Below are 18,506 nucleotides of genomic sequence, written 5' to 3'. Positions count from 1 at the left end.
TATACAAATTTCGCATACAACACAGCGGTAGACATAATAATTCCTAGTATAACTATAATCGTATCATCAGAAAACTTCTATCAGTAAATGGCACCATCGCAGGAGAATTCACCCGCTCGCTACCCTGTTTTTGCTGCGTTCTGATCCCGCTTCCAAACTTGCAAAAACATAGATAAGGAATGGGGATATCCCCATTCCTTATCTATGTTTTTGGTTAAGCATTTTGCGTCATCAACTAGAAAGCTCTTTTGATTGATGCAAGATACTCTCTTCTGAAGCTTGTCCCTATTTAGAAGGCTCCAGCTTACGTGTGTGTATCGGCAAAGCTATTCTTTCTTTTTGGCAATCACAAGTACTTTGCCTTTATCGAGTTCACTCTCATAAAAATCTGCCTCAGCTTCGGTGAAGCCCATCGAAACAATTTTGGCCCGAAGTTCATCACCGCGGGAGCGGAACAGATTCGCCAAGGAATCAAATACGCCTTCTTCCTTGATGCCAATCTCTTTGGCATCTGCCGTATCAGCAATCCGATCTGTACGATCCTTTTCATGGGCTAGAACGAAGATATGATCAGCAAGGTATCCGGTAATCTGCAATTCTTTCACCGCTTCTACCGCTTGGACTCCGTTTTCTACCACTTTTGCATAAGCTTGCGCATTGGTTGAATTCATCGTTTCCACTCTCCTCTGATTTGATCTTCTTTATCGAGCTACTTAGTATATAACCATACGATATCGGGTTGAAACGCTTCTGGAATAACCAATCCTAGGAAGCCGATTCATCAAAGAGGTCTATTCCTTCAATATGATTGGAGCCTGGCTTCATATATACCTTCAGCGCCTGACTTCCCCGCAGAAATACTTCTCCATCCTCTGCAACATCATACGGCTTGCCCAAAACATCTCGAATGGCTTCAATATTCATATCAATCCATTCCTGATTAAGCTTCAGACGTTTCTCGGAAGCATCAATATGCACGTAATTGACGACTCCTGTATCTTCACAGAACCCAACCGTTACATCTTTGAATTGATACTCAGGGCAACCCAGATATGGATCAAGTTCCTTATGAACCGGCTGGCCTTTATTGGCTAACATGTCATTCATGCTATCATCCAGAGAAATGTCATTCAGAGTCCGAAAGTGCTGGACAGGTCCGGATCGATCAGCAGCCAGAATAATCTCTGGTGTCTCCTCTTCCACTACCGTCCATTGCGTATCATGAGCAGCAGGTACCGCTGCCGGTTGAACGGAAAAGGGAGAAATTACGCTAAACATAACAAGCAGTAGTTTCATCATGATTCTCACCCTTTCATCAGGTTCATCACCGCTCTGAAGACTTCTATTCATAAACGGTCATGTTATTTCCGCATACGTTGCCATACATTAGCGGCTACATCCACATATTTCAGCCAGTTTTTGCCGCCTTTAGCATCATCATGATATGTAGCATCATAGGATTGCAGTGTCCGATCTGTCGGTGTAGCAGGCGGCGTCTGTACCACATTTGCTACTTCTGAACGTTTGCTCTGCTCAGTGCTGCTTCGTTTCGTCTGAAACTTAGCCATCAATGTGGATGACACCTGTTTCGCTGCTTCCGTCACTTCGTTCAGCACTTCACCCAGATTCTGTACAGATTCCATAACGGGATCAATTTGTTTCATTTTGTGCTGCACATCCACTGTAATATCATTGGCATGCCTTACTGTCTGTTTGACTTCATAACTAAGCTCATCAATGGTCTTCTGAACTTCCTGCAGTGTCTGTGACACATTGTCGAGTGAACCTTGAGCGGACTTCAAGGTACGAATTAAAAAGAATACAAGTACTGCAAATGCAATTGCAATTAAAGCCACACTAATTTGATAGATCATAAAAGAACCTCACTTTCCAGTATAAATCGGTTTTGTTATTGCTTAGTTACCCGACCCATTCCGAGGCGAAACAAATAGGATATGAACTGTAAAAACAACCCCACCTGGTAAAATATCGCAATGTTTCAACCCGAAAGACCTCGGTTAAAGAACAACTACACACGGCAGTGAGACGAACACTTCTCGCTACCAAGTTCTATAAACGAAAGGATGATACCCATGTTGAAATGGTCGGTACTATTTCTAATTATTGCTCTTGTTGCAGGTATTTTTGGATTCTTCGGTATTGTTGAGGCAGCAGCTTCGATTGCCAAAGTACTCTTCTTCATCTTTGTTGTACTGTTCGTCATCTCCCTGATTACGGGACGCAGCCGAATGCGATAAATGGGGCTTCCCAAATATGAACTCGATACATACAAAAGCCTATCGCGCTTGCAAAAGCCGGTAGGCTTTTGTGCGTCCATCATCACTTTTTGGCAACAATTTTCCCCCAAGCAAATTGCGGCTTATCTCTATTATGTATTACGCTCCCTTCTGGTCTATTCCATCGCTTCACCCCGATTACATCATAAAAACAGGACCATTATGACATAGCCAACCCGGTTTTCTCCCACCGAAGTATGATATTTACAGGCTCTCCTTATACCCACATATGCTCCAGTTGACACTGGAGAATCCAAGAAAATATTGTTATAATTTGTGATTCATAAGTAAGCTTGCTTGGTTACTTTTAACACAGGACAACAAACTACATACCTAACCGAGGAGGAAAAACAAATGAAAAAAATTGTAAGTTTTGCCGCTGCTCTGACTTTGATGGGTTCCATGGCTGCTGCCGCAGGTGCTGAGGAAGCGGTTACCGGAACGGTAGCTCCAGAAACGGGAACACAGACAACCACAACAACCCCTGCTGTTGAAGTGAACAAACCTGCTGTAGACACTGTAGAAGGCACAGCTGAGACTGTAACTGGCACAACAGTAGACACAACAGGTACAGAAGGTACTTCAACGACTACTGAAACAACAACGTCAACAACGAATGACAAAATCTTTGATGAGCCTGTTGTAAAAGCAGGAGATGAGGTTCTGGTTCCTACGATGCTGCTCAACCTGTTGGAGCGCACATGGTTCTATGATGCACCTAATGGGAAGCCAATCGGTGCACTCGGGTCCCAAGTCATCGATACGACAGGTGAAGTTGTAGATGGATTCGATGGCGGTCAATGGGTACAAGTGTATACGTGGAAAGGTAAAGCCTGGATCCACGTTGCTATCCAATAGTATCGTATAATCGTTCTAACGATAAGTAAAGAGGACAGCTCGCAGGCAGCGGCCGTCCTCTTTTTCATTTTATATGCGCTTATTTCCGGTAGGTCCCTCCTGGTTTCAAGGACTTCCCGTTGTGCCTTCTTCCATCTTCGGCTCCACATGCACATGTACATGCATAATATTATGTGAACGTTTCAAGCGCTCTTCAACCCGGTCACAGATCTGATGACCTTCGATCAGGCTCAGTCTTCCATCCACTTCAATAACCACGTCCACCAGTACATGACTGCCGTGCACACGCGCCTTTACGTCCTTGATCATTTCTACACCAGGAACCCGAGCCACAGATGATCTTAGGTCTGTCAGTTCTTTCTGATCAAATCCGTCTGTCAGACGATGTGTTGAATCACGGAAAATCTCCCAAGCAGTCTTACAAATCAGCAGACCTACAGCTATTGCAGCTACTTTGTCCAACCAAGGAAGTCCAAATTGGGCACCGATAATTCCGACCGCAGCCCCTATGCTGACCCAGGCATCGGAACGATTATCTTTGGCCGCAGCCATCAGGGCCTGACTGTTAATTTGTTTGGCAAGACGATGATTGTAACGATATACGCCCAGCATGACCAGCGCACAGACAACCGCAACTGCTGCTGACCACAGGTTTGGTGCGACAAAGTTTCCTTCATACCAGGAACGAACCGCTTCAACCAATACCTGCAGGCCAACCATAGCCATAATAAATGAAGCAATTAGGGCAGCAACGGTTTCCGCTCTAAAGTGACCATAGGCATGATCGGAATCAGGTGGCTTCTGGGATATGCGAAGTCCAATCAATACCGCAACAGATGCAACAATATCTGTAAGGTTATTAAAACCATCCGCCAGTAAAGCGCTGGAAGCAAACAAATATCCGCAGATCAATTTAAAAGCAGACAAGACCAGATAGGCCACGATACTGACCCAAGCCCCACGCTCTCCTTTGCGTATTTCTTCATAGGCGTTCAACCCGGCGACACTCCTTTAACGTTTCGTATTACGGTTGTTCCATGGTACCAAATGCGTACCGTGTGGGTCTATAGAAACAGTGTTGCCAAGCTGCATTGCTGTAGGGAAGCCGAAACAAAGTTGCCAGACCGCAGGGCTGTAGGTGAAGAGAAAAAATGTTGGCCCAGTCAAAATAGTGAAGGAATTCATCATTTTATCAGGTTGCCCTTGTGGGGCATTTGTAAAACGTATAAAATGAGTACATCCCGTTCAATTTGGACGGCTTACTGTAAGACCGGGAGGGAATAACGATGAGCGATAATACTGAACCGAAAAAGATCAGTTTGCAGGATGCCATACGCCAGAAACTGGCGCAGAAGAAAGAACAGGCAAACACAGGTAACCAGTCCAGTGCCTATTTTGAAGGCGGCCCCAAAGCGATGAAGAGTCAAAACAACAAAAAGCCTAACAATCAGCGCCGCCGTACTGGCGGGTCCTAGACCGCAAGCAGCTCCTGTATGAGATGTCTCTATGGTTACAGGATCACCTTGTATGACCAAAAAAAGAACCGCAAGCCTCCTCTGGAGAGCTTGCGGTTCTTTTTTGATCCTCTATAAAAACGTAAACGTAGAGTTAGCCATGGTAACACTTCTCAATCTACACCGATTAGCTTATCTTAAGCCTCTACTGGGTACATTTTGTTGCGCAATTCTTTAATTTCGTCACTTTCCAGATACTCATCATAGCTCATTTGGCGATCAATAATGCCGTTTGGCGTGATTTCAATAATCCGGTTAGCGATGGTTTGAATGAACTGATGGTCATGCGATGTAAACAGCATGGTGCCGTCAAAGTCAATCATACCGTTGTTCAGTGCGGTAATGGACTCCAGATCCAAGTGGTTCGTTGGCTCATCCAGAATCAGGGCGTTAGCGCCTGTTTGCATCATTTTCGCCAGCATACAGCGAACTTTCTCGCCCCCGGAGAGTACACTTGCTTTTTTCAGAGATTCCTCGCCTGAGAACAGCATACGACCCAAGAATCCACGCAGGTACGTTTCATCCTGATCTTTGGAATATTGACGAAGCCAATCCACGAGACTCATATCTACACCGTCAAAATATTTGGAGTTGTCTTTCGGGAAATAAGCCTGTGTTGTGGTAATACCCCAAGTGTATTCGCCACTATCCGCTTCCGTTTCACCCATAAGGATATCAAACAACAATGATTTGGCATTACCGTTCGGGCCAACAAAGGCAATTTTATCCCCTTTATTCACCACAAAGCTGAGATCATTCAGCATGTTCACACCATCAATTGTTTTGTTGATACGGTCAACGGTCAACAATTGTTTACCCGCTTCACGCTCAGGTTTGAAGTTGATGAACGGATATTTCCGGTTTGATGGACGAAGATCATCCAACGTGATTTTGTCGAGCTGTTTCTTACGTGAAGTCGCTTGCTTCGATTTGGAAGCATTCGCAGAGAAACGTTGAATAAAGGCTTGCAGCTCTTTAATTTTCTCTTCTTTTTTCTTATTAGCATCACGTTGCAAAGCAAGTGCCAATTGGCTGGATTCATACCAGAAATCGTAGTTACCTACGTACAGCTGAATTTTACCGAAATCGATATCTGCAATGTGTGTACATACTTTGTTCAGGAAGTGACGGTCATGGGATACTACAATAACGGTACCTTCATAGTCCATGAGGAAGTTTTCCAGCCATTGAATGGATTCGAGGTCCAAGTGGTTGGTAGGCTCATCGAGCAACAGGTTGTTTGGACGACCAAACAAGGCTTGTGCAAGCAGGACACGAACTTTTTCGTTACCGCTCAGATCAACCATTTTCTTCTCATGCATGTCACGTTCGATACCGAGGCCGATCAGGAGTGCCGCTGCATCCGGCTCAGCATCCCAACCATTCAGTTCAGCAAACTCACCTTCAAGCTCACCTGCGCGCAAACCATCTTCTTCCGTAAAGTCCGCTTTGGCATACAATGCGTCCTTCTCTTTCATGATGGAATAAAGACGGCTGTGGCCCATAATTACGGTTTCGAGAACCGGATACTCATCATATTCAAAGTGGTTTTGCTTCAAAACGGCCATGCGTTCGCCCGGGGTGATGTGCACCTCTCCCGAGTTTGCTTCAATTTCACCGGACAAAATTTTCAGAAATGTTGATTTGCCGGCTCCGTTGGCGCCGATCAGACCGTAACAGTTGCCTGGCGTGAACTTGATATTCACATCTTCAAAAAGTGCACGTTTTCCGTAGCGGAGCGTGATGCCGCTTGTACTAATCATTAAGCATACCATCCTTTTATTTAATATTCTGCATACTGCATGAATAGCAACTAATTCAATCATGGATTCAATATCCCGAAGCCTATTCTGGCACCATATTATAACACAAAAAAGCGGCAAATTCGAAAATTGGCCGCTTTTTAATCGTTAAAGATTTGGTAAATGTACCGTTCATGCGGGTATACCCTTACATTAGCATATCTAGACCATTTTTGTTAGTCTTGTTTACTTTCTTCGTGCCGGATACGGAGCGTCTCACCATGTCCCAGTACCCGAATACGTTCTGCGCTGATCCCCAGCCGTTCTCGTTCCACTTCCATTCGATCGAGCGCTTCCTTGGGTGTGTCATCCGCCAGCTTAAATGTCCCATAATGCATGGGAACCATAAGCTGGGAACCCGTTTCTACAAATCCCTGCAGCGCTTCTTCCGGCGTCACATGCTGGGAGGTCATGAACCATTCCGGCTCGTACGCACCGATTGGCATCAGGGTGACACCAATGTCGAAGCGTTCACCGATCGTTTTGAATCCCTGGAAGTATCCTGTATCCCCTACAAAATAAATGACTGGCGGACCGCCAGGAGAATGATCAGCCGATGTCTCTATTGGATCAACCGTACCTGCTGCTCGGGAATTTTCATAACCATGGCCTTCGCTCGTCGCAGCACTCTCTTTAGACGGAACAACTGCCGGGTGATTCTGTTCCAATACATAACCGCCCCAATGGGACGTATTAGTATCAAATAGGGTTCGGCGCGTCCAGTGCTGTGCAGGTACAAAGGTTATTTTGACTCCGCCTAGCGTAATATGTTCCCACCATTTCATCTCATGACACCGGTGGAATCCTTTGCGCACCATTTTGCGCTTGAGACCATCAGGAACGATGAGCAGTGTCTTGGCCGTCACCAATTTCCGCAGCGATGCGAGATGCAAATGATCATAGTGTGAATGCGAGATCAGAATGACATCCAAAGGTGGAATATCCTGAATTGGTATGCCAGGAGCACCGAGTCTGCGCTGAAATCCCATTTTCTCGGCCCAGACCGGGTCTGTCACGATGTTTAGTCCATGATATTGAATGAAAAATGTGGAATGACCAATCCAGGTAATCGTGGTTTCAGCCCGGTTGGCGTGCAGATAATCCAGTTCAGGTGGGTGCTTGGGCACGGTGTAGGAATAATCCTTCACTTTGCTGCGCCGCTGCTCCCTCCACTGCTTGAATTCCTTCAGCGTTTTGTCCGTACTTACATTATCAATGTTGTTATAACGGATTTTCGGCATGAAAGGGCCCTCCTCCCCTCCTCGTATCTTAACAAAAGATTACCCCGAATTGGAAAGTACGTACCAACGAATCAATCCTTTGGATTTTTGCATTTCGCCAAGTAGACGAACAAAAACGCAATTGCAGCCACGATGATCAGTGGTGGGGCGTACATAATGGTAAAGGTCTCAAAAAAACTTAATCCCGTTATCCCGGGAATCCCCGTCACTCCCGCGTCAGAGCTGAGAAGAAACTGTGGAAGCATGATGAACTGTATGTTGGGAAGCATGAACGGACTCATCCTTTCTTTTTGCCAGCATTACCTCGCACATAATTGGCATCAAACAGAAACAGCTTCATAATGAGCACGAGTGAAGGAATAAGCACTAGCAATCCCAGGCTGAACGCCGTAATGAGCGCAATACCCATCGTCTTGTTCGTAAAGCTGTCGTAAATATTAATGTACGGATACAGAATGTAAGGAAGATGTGAGCGCCCATAGCCGTACCAAGCAAAGGCAAACTGCAGCATGACGGCGATAAAGCACCAGCCCAAATATTTACGTTTCCATACCAGTGAGACGGCGATCACAAAACAGATAAAAGATGCGATAAACATCCATGAGATATTCAACATCTGCTCAAAGTGTGCGGGATTCTGTTTGTTAATTTGCAAAAATGCCAGAAAGCTGGCAAAGATCGTAGGCAGACTCCATAGGAGCGCATATTCGCGAAGGACTTCAAACGCAGTCTCATCCTCCGCCCGCTTGGCATAATAGGAAAGAAACATCGCTGAGATATACAGCACACTTACCAGCGCAAGCAATACAACAGACCAGGTATACGGATTCGTCAAAAACTCACGCCAGCGGAAAAACACCTGATCACCCACCTGCTCAATAATTCCACCTTCGGATATCGCCAAAATGGTGGAAAACACCGCCGGGATCAGCAATCCCGTCGCTCCGTACAACGCCATATAGATCCGGCTGTTCTGCCCATGGTTCCCATAGGTATTATAGGCGTAGTACACGCCCCGAATCGCAAGCAGTACAATCGCCAATGAACCTGGAACAAGCAAGGCTGTCCCGTAATAAAAAGCACTATCCGGATAAAATCCGACCAGACCAACCACAAAAAAGATCAGAAACACATTCGTCACTTCCCACACGGGTGAGAGATAGCGCTGAATAATGTTATGGATTTTGTTCTCGTGTCCGGTTAATATGCTGTAAAAGCTGAAAAATCCGGCCCCAAAATCAATCGAAGCCACGATCAGATATCCAAACAGAAACGTCCACAAGATCGCGATGCCTGCAATTTCAAAGCTCAATGCACGATCCCTCCTTCCAGACCGAGAGACTCCAGTTCCTTCTCTGCTTCCTTGTTACGGAACAGCTTGCTGAGTACCCGTATCGCTGAAAAGCAAAGGATCAGGTACAGCAGAATAAACAGAACGAGCATCCAGCCTACGGAGGATGATGTTGTTGCTGCTTCCGACACCTTCATGTACCCGCGCAAAATCCATGGCTGTCTGCCGACCTCGGCGAACATCCAGCCCAGCTCGATGGCAATCATGGCCAGCGGCCCAAGCAGGACGATGCCTAACAAGAGCCACTTTGGATAAGGCTTGCGCCCCGGCAGCCAGCGGCGGAACACATAAAGCACCGGGATTAGCAGAATGATCACGCCTGTCGTTACTTTCAGGTCAAACATATAATGAATGGACAACGGCGGCCTCAGATCGGCCGGAAATTCTTCGAGCCCTTTCACTTCTGTGTCGGGTCTGTTTCCTGCCAATATGCTAAGTGCATAGGGAATCTCAATGGCATATTTCACTTCATTGTTCTCATCAAGAATACCCCCATAAACCAGCGGCGCTTTCGTCATCGTTTTGAAATGCCACTCTGCGGCGGCGAGCTTCTCCGGCTGGTATTTCGCCAGAAATTTACCGGAAGAATCTCCGATCATGACGGTGCTGACCGCAAATACGAGCGCACATACCGTTGTGAGCTTAAGTGCCTTTTTGTAATACACATGATCCCGACCCCGAAGCAAGCTGAATGCGGCGATGCCTGCCAATATCCCCGCACTCAATGTGTATGACGAGGCGAGCACGTGAGATACCTTGGTCGGGGTAGCCGGATTCAGCATCGCAGCAATCGGGTGGATGTCCTTCATGATGCCGTTAATCAGGGTAAACCCCTGAGGCTGATTCATAAAGGAATTCACCGTTGTAATGAATATCGCAGAGGCAGAGGAACCCAGTGCCACCGGAATCAGCAGCAGCATGTGCGTATATTTCTTTTTGAATCGGTCCCATGTATAAAGGTAGATTCCAAGAAAGATCGCCTCCACAAAAAAGGCGAACGTCTCCATAAACAGCGGCAAGGCAATGGCCTGCCCCGCTACTCGCATAAACATTGGCCACAGCAGGCTGAGCTGTAAACCGATTGAGGTGCCGGTAACCACACCAACGGCAACGGTAATGACGAACCCCCGCGCCCATCTGCGCGCGAGCAAGGTGTAATGGATATCATTCGTGCGCAATCCGCGCCATTCAGCCAAGGCGATCATGAGTGGGACGCCTACACCGATGGAAGCAAAAATGATGTGCACAAACAGGGTAAGACCGGTCAGCATCCGGCTGAGCAGAACAGGGTCCAGGGATGACATGGGGTTACACTCCTCTTTCACATAATCGTATGTACGACTTCATACCGCCTGTGTGACGATACGCCTCAATAACTCATGATCCGGATAATACTTTTGACAACGGCATACAGCACGATCACGGCTGCGACCAGGCAGACGATAATAAGGGTTTTCTCTTGTTTACGGAACATAGACCTGCCGTCCTCCTTTTGCATGGCATGCAAATTATGGCTCTATAGACAGTTTGCAAAAGAAGTTGTTTTTTTATCCGGGAAATTTTGAAAAACAAAAAAAGCCTTTATCTAATTAAGGATGAAAGCATCCTACTAGATAAAGGCTTCACTTGTTTTACAAGAGTTCGTCCTGCTTGGGCAATCGAACCTTGAACGTACTTCCTTTGTGCGACGCGGATATAAAGGTAAGCGTTCCCTGGTGGTCCTCTACAATTTTGCGCGAAATGTAAAGCCCCAGTCCAGTCCCGCCAATCTGACGATGATCCGAATTGTCCACACGGTAAAACTTCGTAAACAACATGTCCTGCACATTCTCGGGAATACCTATTCCATAATCACGCACGTCGATGCATAACCATTCTTCTTCTTCCCACAACGTAATATCGATTCGATCTGCTCCAGGTGAGTACTTGACCGCATTACCAATCAGGTTATGTAACACCTGAATCATCCGGTTCTGGTCCGCATAAGCAAAAAAGTCTCCATTAAACGCATGCACATGGATACGCTGAATGGATGTCATGTTCCATTGCTCAGCTACACCTTCAACCACCTCAAGCAGCGGCACATACGTCATGTGGTAGGTCATACCTTCGTTATCCAGACGTTGAATATCAAGTACATCATCCAGCAGACTGCTCAGTCGTGCGCCTTCCGAAGAGATGGTTTCCATGAACTCCTGACGCTGCGAAGCGGGGAGATCATACATCATCATCAGTTCCACATAGCCCATAATGGTCGCAACAGGGGTTCGAAGCTCATGTGAGACCACGCTGATCAGTTCGTTTTTCATCCGATTCAGGCGTTCTTCCTCCGTACGATCGCGGAACACCAGAAGAAATCCATGATTTTTGCCCGGAACATCCATTTGCTTCATGTACAGGGAAAATACACTCTTATCCACATCATTAAATATAAATTCAGTCTCAACAAAGGCCCGTTCACCGTTCAAAAATGCGCGCGTCTGCTCCACCAGATTGAATTCAGAGGTTAATATCCGCGTATCAATGGCCTGAGCCAAGTCTTCAATGGATCTGCCCGAAAAATCTCGGAGACCAAACATTTCTTCAATCCTTCTGTTCACTATCGTGATGGTGCCCGAACGATCAGACATGACCAGTCCTTCCCGTGCAGATTCAATGAAATGCTGGCTAATATCCCGCTGTTCCTGAATGGCGACTTTTTCATGAAATAGCTCCGCATTCAGCTTTTCCAGAGCCAGCGCATGACGTACGCGTTCTTCTTCAGCCCTTGTGCGCTCCGTAATATCCTTAATAAACAAGTTATAAAGCGATTCGTTATTGCCCAATTGGATTTCTACGATCTTGTATTCAATCGGAAAAACGGAACCGTCCCGGCGAATACCTGAAATCTCTTCGACGATGACATGTCGTTTCCCCCGAATATACTCACATTGGTTCAGCATTTCCTTGATTTCCATACAGCTCGCACCCTGAAAAAGGGACGGAGCATCCTTCTCGAATACCACTTCTGCCCGTTCCAGTCCAAACATTCTTTCGGCTTCGGGATTAAACTCGATAATCAGCCCGTTTGAATCCACAGCAATAATGGCATCAATAGAAGAATCAATAATGGCGCGTTTGATCTCCTCACTATTCTTCAGCTCCTTGGTCCGCTCTCTGACCCTGTCCTCCAGGGTGAGCTTGTCCTGACGAATCTGTTCGAATTGTCCCAGGAGCACATCAGCCATCTTGCGCAAATTGCCAATCAGTATCTGTACTTCTGTTACATGGCTGGTTGGCCATTCCATCTCCCCATTACGAAATAACAGCCTCGGAAGAGAGCCAGTCATACGTGTAAGACGCTTCAATGGACTTACCACTTTCCGGCTGAGAGGAGCGGCCACAATCATGGAAACCACAAAAATAGCGAACAGAGATTGAAGTGTAGTCAGATAGATCGCCTCAATCCGAGTGTAATAATGGGCTGAGTTGGTCTCAACAAATACTCGATAAGGCGTACTTGTGGTCATATCTGCTTCGTACATGAACGATGCCTGTTTCCAGTAAGTAAGCACATCGCTATAATAAGCATCCCCAGAATGGAACAGTATGCTGTTCTCCCCCGGCTTGAGAAAACGATATTTGTCGATATCCAGGTATTCTCCCACTTGGAACGTATCCAGCCCAGAAGCAATGACCTTATCATCGGGGTCAAGAATGATGACATTCACATCCAGTAGATGATAATAACGCTGCATACTTTGATGCATGTTCTCTTGGGATAGATATTGATCATTTAAATCCTTGATCACAGCATTCGCAGCATGTTTTAGATTAGATAGGATGGTGTCATTGATCTGACCTAGCTGTCTGCGGCTATCGGCCGATAACAGAACAAGAGAGACAACGACTACAAAAGCTACGACGTATTTAAAAGCAATTCGTCTGAGCGGAATGGTTCCAGTTCGTTTTGACTTCACCTCGCCAGTGGTAATCCAGAAATCCACGACAATACCTGCAATCAGCGCATTAACCATGCTGGTCACAGCGACATGCATATATCCATACTTCAATTCTTCTAGATCCATGCCCATTATGAAATATCCGTAAAAGGTAACTGGCAATAACATCACAACCCAGAATGCAGCATTCGCCTTCATGATGCTTCCATTTTTCCAGCGTATCTGCCATCCCAGCATCCAGATTAATTCAATGAAATGAGCGCCAATCATAAAAAAACTGCTAGGGACCAGACCTTCAAATAATATCCCCAAGGCACAGATCGCTATTAGGGTGGTGAATCCGTATATGGCTCCGTGTAAACGCAAAGCAATAAAAGCTGCCGCTGTACCGAACAATAGCTGTACCCCGTAAAAAAGAGTCAACGGAAATATCGTTCCCAGCGTACCCAGGATAATAAGTATGGCCGTACCCAGCCACGGAATACGGAGTTTAATTACCATCCACTCCAACACCTTATTTACCTTTATGTAGTTCATAGGTAGCTGCCCTTGTGACTGATTACTGTGTTTGCATTCAACAACAACGTTGGTACCTCCTATGGATTAAAGCTCGCAAGATCTACTTTATTTCCCTCAAACCGTTCTGATACATTATACTGTAATAACTACTCGATGTAGCTTTGGGAAATTTTGAATGATCGGCAAATGAGCTGCATTCATGGTAAAATACTGAAGTTTGGCTTCAACTCTATAGAACTTTCTACATATGCATCCTATATTCTGGAATACAAACATTAAAAATTTTGCAGCATTTCCACACAAATTACGACATTTTTTTTAGAAGTTTCTTAACAAATTCATTTCATCAGGAGTGTGACCTCAATGTCTATCAAAGTTCTTCTTATAGAGGATGAGAAAAATCTGGCCGACATGATTGCTTTCTTTCTTGAGGAGGAGGGTTACATAACTGAACGGGTTCATCATGCACGCGAAGCACTTCATCTTTTCCCACGATTCCTGCCCGATATTGTAGTGACTGACTTGATGCTGCCTGAAACAGACGGTAATGATCTGGTTGATGCGTTTCGCCAGCACTCAACTGTACCCATATTGATGATCTCGGCCAGCACCATGCTGAATGATCGGCTCCGAGCGTTACATAATGGTGCGGATGATTTTCTATGTAAACCCTTTAGTCTGAAAGAGCTTGATGCGCGGATTAAGGCATTATTGCGCAGATCAGCTATCTCCTACCCGGACAAGCCCATAAAAGAGGACAAACCTGCTGAAGTTGTCGGACATGTCAGTGTCAATGAGTACAGAAGAACCTTGTTTGTGGATGGCATTGAAATTGAGGTCACTCATATTGAGTTTGAAATTATGAAGGAGTTGTACCGGAATCCCGGCAAAGTGTTCACCCGCAATGAACTTATGGATCGAATTAAAGGCTCAGAAAGGGCCTATTTGGACCGTACAATCGATGTGCACATCTCCAGTCTGCGTAAAAAAATTGAACCCGACCCCAAAAATCCACGGTATATCAAGACGGTTTGGGGAACGGGATATAAATACGTCATTTAGTACAAGCCGAAATGAAATAATGGCTCATGTCCTCTCTCTGTCATCGTCTGATCGACTGGGTTGAGGGCTGAGCTGTTTTTGTTCTGTATGCAAAAGAATGCAGCCACCGCTGGATTTCCATGATCAACCGCTCTGGTTCTTCCTCTTGCCAGAGGATCATCTTTATCAGACCCGTACCCGTAATAAGCTGCAAATGGCGCTTGCGAATCAACGATTGGAAATCCGTAATCACCAGTAAAGGAATCTGAGGCATAAATGCCCGAATGGCATTGGCTGCTGATACGGCTTGCGCGGCGTCCTGATAGTCCACAATACAACAGTGAGCTTTGCCCCATTCCGCCTCCTCCTTGCTTTCCGTGTTCTTTTCTTTCTTCACTACGGACTCCCTCTGCTCATCTGTTATCCACTCATTCAACAATTCAATCATATTGTCATAATCAATACCACGACTTCCGTCCGAAAGTACGGTAATGGGTTCCATAGCAATAACCTCCAGTTCATTCTCTCTTCTTATTGTGCCAATCTTCATTTAAAAATGTTCGTGTGTGAACATAAAAGAAGTGTTAACTATCTTCGTACTTCTTCACAAACTGTGTAAGGTTCATTAGCCAGTTCGCAGTTTGCTGCAATTCATGTAAAATAGGGATATGCCCGTGCTCATTGCGGGAACTTTAAGAATGAATCCGGTACAGGAGGTTATGAACCGATGAATATTGTTTCCATTGAACCAACACCCAGTCCCAATACGATGATGCTGCATCTGGATGAACGTCTGGAAGACGGGATCCGCAGAACATATACACTGGATAACGAACGATCTGCTCCGGCGTTTATTCGCCAGATGCTTCATATTCCCGGAGTAAAAAGTGTATTCCACACAACCGACTTCGTAGCGCTTGACCGTAAGGGAAATGCGGATTGGTCCGTCATTCTTGGCGAAGTTCAAAGCCGTCTGGGCCAACAGGGAATTGATCTGGACTGGATTGAATCTGAAGATGCCTCTGGTGAACACTTCGGTGAAGCACAGGTATTCGTTCAATTCTTCAGAGGTGTGCCGATGCAAATTCGGGTCAAAGCCGGTGCCAAGGAAGAGCGTATCTCGCTCTCGGATCGGTTCGTCAAAGCCGTTACTGAAGTCGCCAGTGCAACGCTGATCAAGGAACGGAAACTGAGTGATTATGGCGTCCGCTACGGGGAATTGCCTGATATTGCACGGGAAATTGAACAGGAGCTGGAAGCAGCCTATCCGCCAGAGCGTCTGGAACGCGTAATTCAACAAGCCATTGAGCACGGCACCAATGCCGAAGAGTTCGTGGAACGTCGCCGTCAGCTGGATGGTACCGAGCTTGAAGAAGCTCTGCATCATGAGGACTGGAATGTTCGATACGCTGCATTTGATGGTATGGAGCCTACAGCAGAACGACTGCCACTCGTAGCCCATGCACTTCATGACAGTAAAATGCAGATACGCCGGCTGGCTGTTGTATATCTCGGTGATATTCGTACACCTGAAGCGATGGAACTGCTATACGAAGCTCTGCAAGACAGTTCGCCTGCTGTACGTCGGACTGCGGGAGACACCCTCTCGGATATCGGTGATCCAGCAGCAACGGCAGCCATGACAGCTACGTTATCCGACAAAAGCAAGCTTGTACGCTGGCGTGCGGCCCGCTTCCTGTATGAAGTGGGAACCGAAGAAGCAGAGCAAGCTCTGCGAAAGGCAGCCAATGACCCTGAGTTTGAAGTCAGCCTGCAAGCCAAAATGGCACTGGAACGGATTGAATCCGGCGAACAGGCAGCCGGAACTGTATGGCAACAGATGGCCGGGCGTAACAAGACGTCGGAATAGTCCTTTCGATTCATATCCAACAATTGTTATTGCACTGGAATACCATGGGGGTTATACTGGTTGTCTGTTTGCTAAACAGAACACGAAGTGTTACGTTCTGTGATTTATAATTTCATAGACAATAGATACACCTCATCCATGATGATGAGGTAGAGGTCGCGGGTGCGATCAGTACGCTGAAGGAGGCGCTAAGGAGCCGCTTATGAATTCAGCCGAAAGGTGCACCCGCCGAAGCCCACAGGACGGTTCCTTACGTTGTCCAGTGCGGCTGGGGCTGTTGCCGAAAGGTGCAGAACTGTCACAGATGTATGATGCCTTCCCCGGAGGGTATGATTTCTTCTGTGTTGAGCTATCTTAAACATTTGGGACGAGGTGCGGACGATTGATAATAAAGACCGCAGGCTAATGCCTGCGGTCTTTTATGTTATGTTCCATTGTTCGGATCCCATTAGTACGCTGAAAGAAGGAGTGTTTCCATGCAAGACCGCAACAACCAAACTACAACAGGACCTACCCTGAAAAAAGGATTACGCGCACGGCATATGACCATGATTGCACTCGGCGGATCCATTGGTACAGGGCTGTTCCTCGCAAGCGGCACCGCGATTTCCAATGCAGGCCCCGGCGGTGCATTGATTGCTTACGCTGCCGTTGGCATCATGGTCTTCTTTCTTATGACCAGTCTCGGAGAACTGGCTACCTTCATGCCCGACTCCGGTTCATTCAATACGTATGCGGCCCGCTTTGTCGATCCGGCCCTTGGGTTCGCCATGGGCTGGAACTTCTGGTACAACTGGGCGGTCACCATTGCGGCAGAGCTCGCCGCCGCAACCGTACTCATCAAATACTGGTTCCCTGACAGTTCGTCCATGTTGTGGAGTCTGTTATTTCTCGTATTAATCTTTGCCCTGAATGTGTTGTCCGTTAAAGGCTATGGAGAGTCGGAATACTGGTTCGCCATTATCAAAGTCGCTACAGTAATCATCTTCCTTACCGTTGGTGTGCTCATGATCTTCGGCATTATCGGCGGAGAAGCGGTTGGATTCAGCAACTTTACCGTGGGAGACGCACCATTCCATGGCGGATTCTTTGCGGTTCTCGGTGTATTTATGGCTGCAGGGTTCTCTTTCCAGGGAACGGAGCTCATTGGTGTCGCAGCCGGTGAGAGCGAAAATCCGCGTGAAAATGTCCCTCGTGCTATTCGGCAAGTGTTCTGGCGCATTCTGATTTTTTACATTCTGGCGATTACAGTCATCAGTCTGATTATTCCTTACACACATCCGAATCTGCTCAAAGGGGATCTGAAAAATATCGGAGTCAGTCCGTTTACGCTTGTCTTTGAAAAAGCGGGTCTGGCCATTGCTGCTTCCGTCATGAATGCCGTTATTCTGACCTCTGTACTGTCTGCCGGGAATTCGGGCATGTATGCTTCAAGTCGCGTTCTGTATGCTCTCGCCCGCGATGGCAAAGCGCCTCGCTTCCTCGGTCGGCTGAACAAAAAGGGCATTCCAATGAATGCCCTGCTCTTGACTACAGCGGTGGGTATGCTGGCTTTTCTAGCCTCCCTTTTCGGTGATGGTATTGTATATACCTGGCTGCTGAATGCGTCCGGTATGTGTGGCTTTATCACCTGGCTCGGTATTGCCATCAGCCATTATCGCTTCCGCCGTGCGTATGTGGCCCAAGGCCGGGATTTAAACGATCTGCCCTACCGTGCACGCTGGTTCCCATTCGGTCCAATCTTCGCTTTTGTGTTATGTATCATCGTCATTATTGGACAGAACTATCAGGCGTTTACGGGCGATCAGATCGATTGGAGTGGAGCCCTTGTCGCTTACTTGAGCGTTCCACTGTTTCTGATCTTATGGTTGGGTTATAAATTCATCAAGAAAACAAAAGTCGTACCACTACAGGATTGTGATTTTACCACATCATCAGAATGATTATCCCCAAATAATGATATCGATCAACATTGGGTTACTCCATGTATATAAACAGGCAGCTTTTTCTTTCTATGAAAGAAAAAGCTGCCTGTTTGATTTGTCCAGGTTTTGTATATGTCCCTATGTTTA

The 18,506-nt window shown here is 46.4% G+C and carries 17 protein-coding genes and 1 riboswitch; of the genes, 6 read left to right on the top strand and 11 right to left on the bottom strand.

The features are described from left to right. Window positions 1-326 precede the first annotated feature (326 nt). From HW560_RS10390 to HW560_RS10380, 3 genes are all read right to left on the bottom strand, one after another. A complete protein-coding gene (locus tag HW560_RS10390) occupies window positions 327-671 on the bottom strand; it encodes a YflT domain-containing protein (protein WP_064640589.1) in 345 nt (114 codons plus the stop codon). A 94-nt stretch (window positions 672-765) separates the two neighbouring features. Continuing rightward, window positions 766-1,299 (bottom strand): hypothetical protein, encoded by a 534-nt coding sequence (locus tag HW560_RS10385; protein ID WP_111620659.1) that lies wholly within the window; start codon window positions 1,297-1,299, stop codon window positions 766-768. Between the two features lie 62 nt (window positions 1,300-1,361). Then, complete coding sequence (locus HW560_RS10380) at window positions 1,362-1,874, bottom strand: DUF948 domain-containing protein (protein WP_090904716.1); 513 nt, start codon at window positions 1,872-1,874, stop codon at window positions 1,362-1,364. Between the two features lie 219 nt (window positions 1,875-2,093). Here HW560_RS10380 and HW560_RS10375 point away from each other — a divergent pair, with 219 nt between their 5' ends. Together HW560_RS10375 and HW560_RS10370 are read left to right on the top strand one after the other, a co-directional pair. After that, complete coding sequence (locus HW560_RS10375) at window positions 2,094-2,258, top strand: DUF1328 domain-containing protein (RefSeq protein ID WP_017692264.1); 165 nt, start codon at window positions 2,094-2,096, stop codon at window positions 2,256-2,258. Window positions 2,259-2,651: 393 nt separating this feature from the next. Then, window positions 2,652-3,155 carry a hypothetical protein gene (locus tag HW560_RS10370; RefSeq protein WP_090904715.1) on the top strand — a complete coding sequence of 168 codons (504 nt, stop codon included), beginning with the start codon at window positions 2,652-2,654 and terminating at the stop codon, window positions 3,153-3,155. A 105-nt stretch (window positions 3,156-3,260) separates the two neighbouring features. Here the strand turns inward: HW560_RS10370 and HW560_RS10365 are convergent, their stop codons facing one another. Next, window positions 3,261-4,151 carry a cation diffusion facilitator family transporter gene (locus HW560_RS10365; protein ID WP_090904714.1) on the bottom strand — a complete coding sequence of 297 codons (891 nt, stop codon included), beginning with the start codon at window positions 4,149-4,151 and terminating at the stop codon, window positions 3,261-3,263. Window positions 4,152-4,441: 290 nt separating this feature from the next. Here HW560_RS10365 and HW560_RS10360 point away from each other — a divergent pair, with 290 nt between their 5' ends. Continuing rightward, window positions 4,442-4,630, top strand: coding sequence for a hypothetical protein (locus HW560_RS10360; protein ID WP_062325854.1), 189 nt, complete (start codon window positions 4,442-4,444; stop codon window positions 4,628-4,630). 176 nt (window positions 4,631-4,806) lie between these two features. On the opposite strand, the gene HW560_RS10355 is transcribed toward HW560_RS10360, so the two are convergent. The 6 genes from HW560_RS10355 to HW560_RS10335 all read right to left on the bottom strand — a co-directional run bounded on the left by HW560_RS10355 (window position 4,807) and on the right by HW560_RS10335 (window position 13,505). After that, complete coding sequence (locus tag HW560_RS10355; RefSeq protein WP_090904713.1) at window positions 4,807-6,432, bottom strand: ABC-F family ATP-binding cassette domain-containing protein; 1,626 nt, start codon at window positions 6,430-6,432, stop codon at window positions 4,807-4,809. A gap of 215 nt (window positions 6,433-6,647) precedes the next feature. After that, the gene (locus HW560_RS10350; RefSeq protein ID WP_090904712.1) at window positions 6,648-7,712 is read right to left on the bottom strand and encodes an MBL fold metallo-hydrolase; all 1,065 of its coding nucleotides are present in this window, start codon (window positions 7,710-7,712) and stop codon (window positions 6,648-6,650) included. A gap of 71 nt (window positions 7,713-7,783) precedes the next feature. Further along, on the bottom strand, window positions 7,784-7,957 hold the full coding sequence (locus HW560_RS34405) for a cytochrome bd oxidase small subunit CydS family protein (RefSeq protein ID WP_373564996.1): 174 nt from the start codon (window positions 7,955-7,957) through the stop codon (window positions 7,784-7,786). 32 nt (window positions 7,958-7,989) lie between these two features. After that, complete coding sequence (locus tag HW560_RS10345) at window positions 7,990-9,024, bottom strand: cytochrome d ubiquinol oxidase subunit II (RefSeq protein WP_076291252.1); 1,035 nt, start codon at window positions 9,022-9,024, stop codon at window positions 7,990-7,992. Next, window positions 9,021-10,367, bottom strand: a complete 1,347-nt coding sequence (locus HW560_RS10340) for a cytochrome ubiquinol oxidase subunit I (protein ID WP_076291251.1) — start codon at window positions 10,365-10,367, stop codon at window positions 9,021-9,023. Before HW560_RS10340 ends, HW560_RS10345 begins: the two co-directional genes overlap by 4 nt. 327 nt (window positions 10,368-10,694) lie before the next feature. After that, window positions 10,695-13,505, bottom strand: coding sequence for an ATP-binding protein (locus tag HW560_RS10335; RefSeq protein ID WP_177185911.1), 2,811 nt, complete (start codon window positions 13,503-13,505; stop codon window positions 10,695-10,697). 381 nt (window positions 13,506-13,886) lie between these two features. Between HW560_RS10335 and HW560_RS10330 the strand changes: the two genes are divergently transcribed. Beyond that, complete coding sequence (locus HW560_RS10330) at window positions 13,887-14,585, top strand: response regulator transcription factor (protein ID WP_090904709.1); 699 nt, start codon at window positions 13,887-13,889, stop codon at window positions 14,583-14,585. 40 nt (window positions 14,586-14,625) lie between these two features. Here HW560_RS10330 and HW560_RS10325 read toward each other — a convergent pair whose 3' ends face one another. Further along, a complete protein-coding gene (locus HW560_RS10325) occupies window positions 14,626-15,066 on the bottom strand; it encodes a hypothetical protein (protein WP_090904708.1) in 441 nt (146 codons plus the stop codon). 225 nt (window positions 15,067-15,291) lie between these two features. Here HW560_RS10325 and HW560_RS10320 point away from each other — a divergent pair, with 225 nt between their 5' ends. Together HW560_RS10320 and HW560_RS10315 are read left to right on the top strand one after the other, a co-directional pair. Then, a complete protein-coding gene (locus tag HW560_RS10320; protein WP_179262993.1) occupies window positions 15,292-16,434 on the top strand; it encodes a virulence factor in 1,143 nt (380 codons plus the stop codon). 142 nt (window positions 16,435-16,576) lie between these two features. Further along, window positions 16,577-16,794: riboswitch (Lysine riboswitch) on the top strand. Between the two features lie 116 nt (window positions 16,795-16,910). Further along, window positions 16,911-18,377, top strand: coding sequence for an amino acid permease (locus HW560_RS10315; RefSeq protein WP_090904706.1), 1,467 nt, complete (start codon window positions 16,911-16,913; stop codon window positions 18,375-18,377). The last annotated feature ends 129 nt before the right edge of the window (window positions 18,378-18,506 follow it).

Origin of the sequence: Paenibacillus sp. E222 (assembly GCF_013401555.1) — a bacterium.
In the GTDB taxonomy this organism is placed as follows: Bacteria; Bacillota; Bacilli; order Paenibacillales; family Paenibacillaceae; genus Paenibacillus.
The sequence above is the reverse complement of the archived record's forward strand: the minus strand, read 5'-3'. Positions and strand labels throughout refer to the sequence as shown.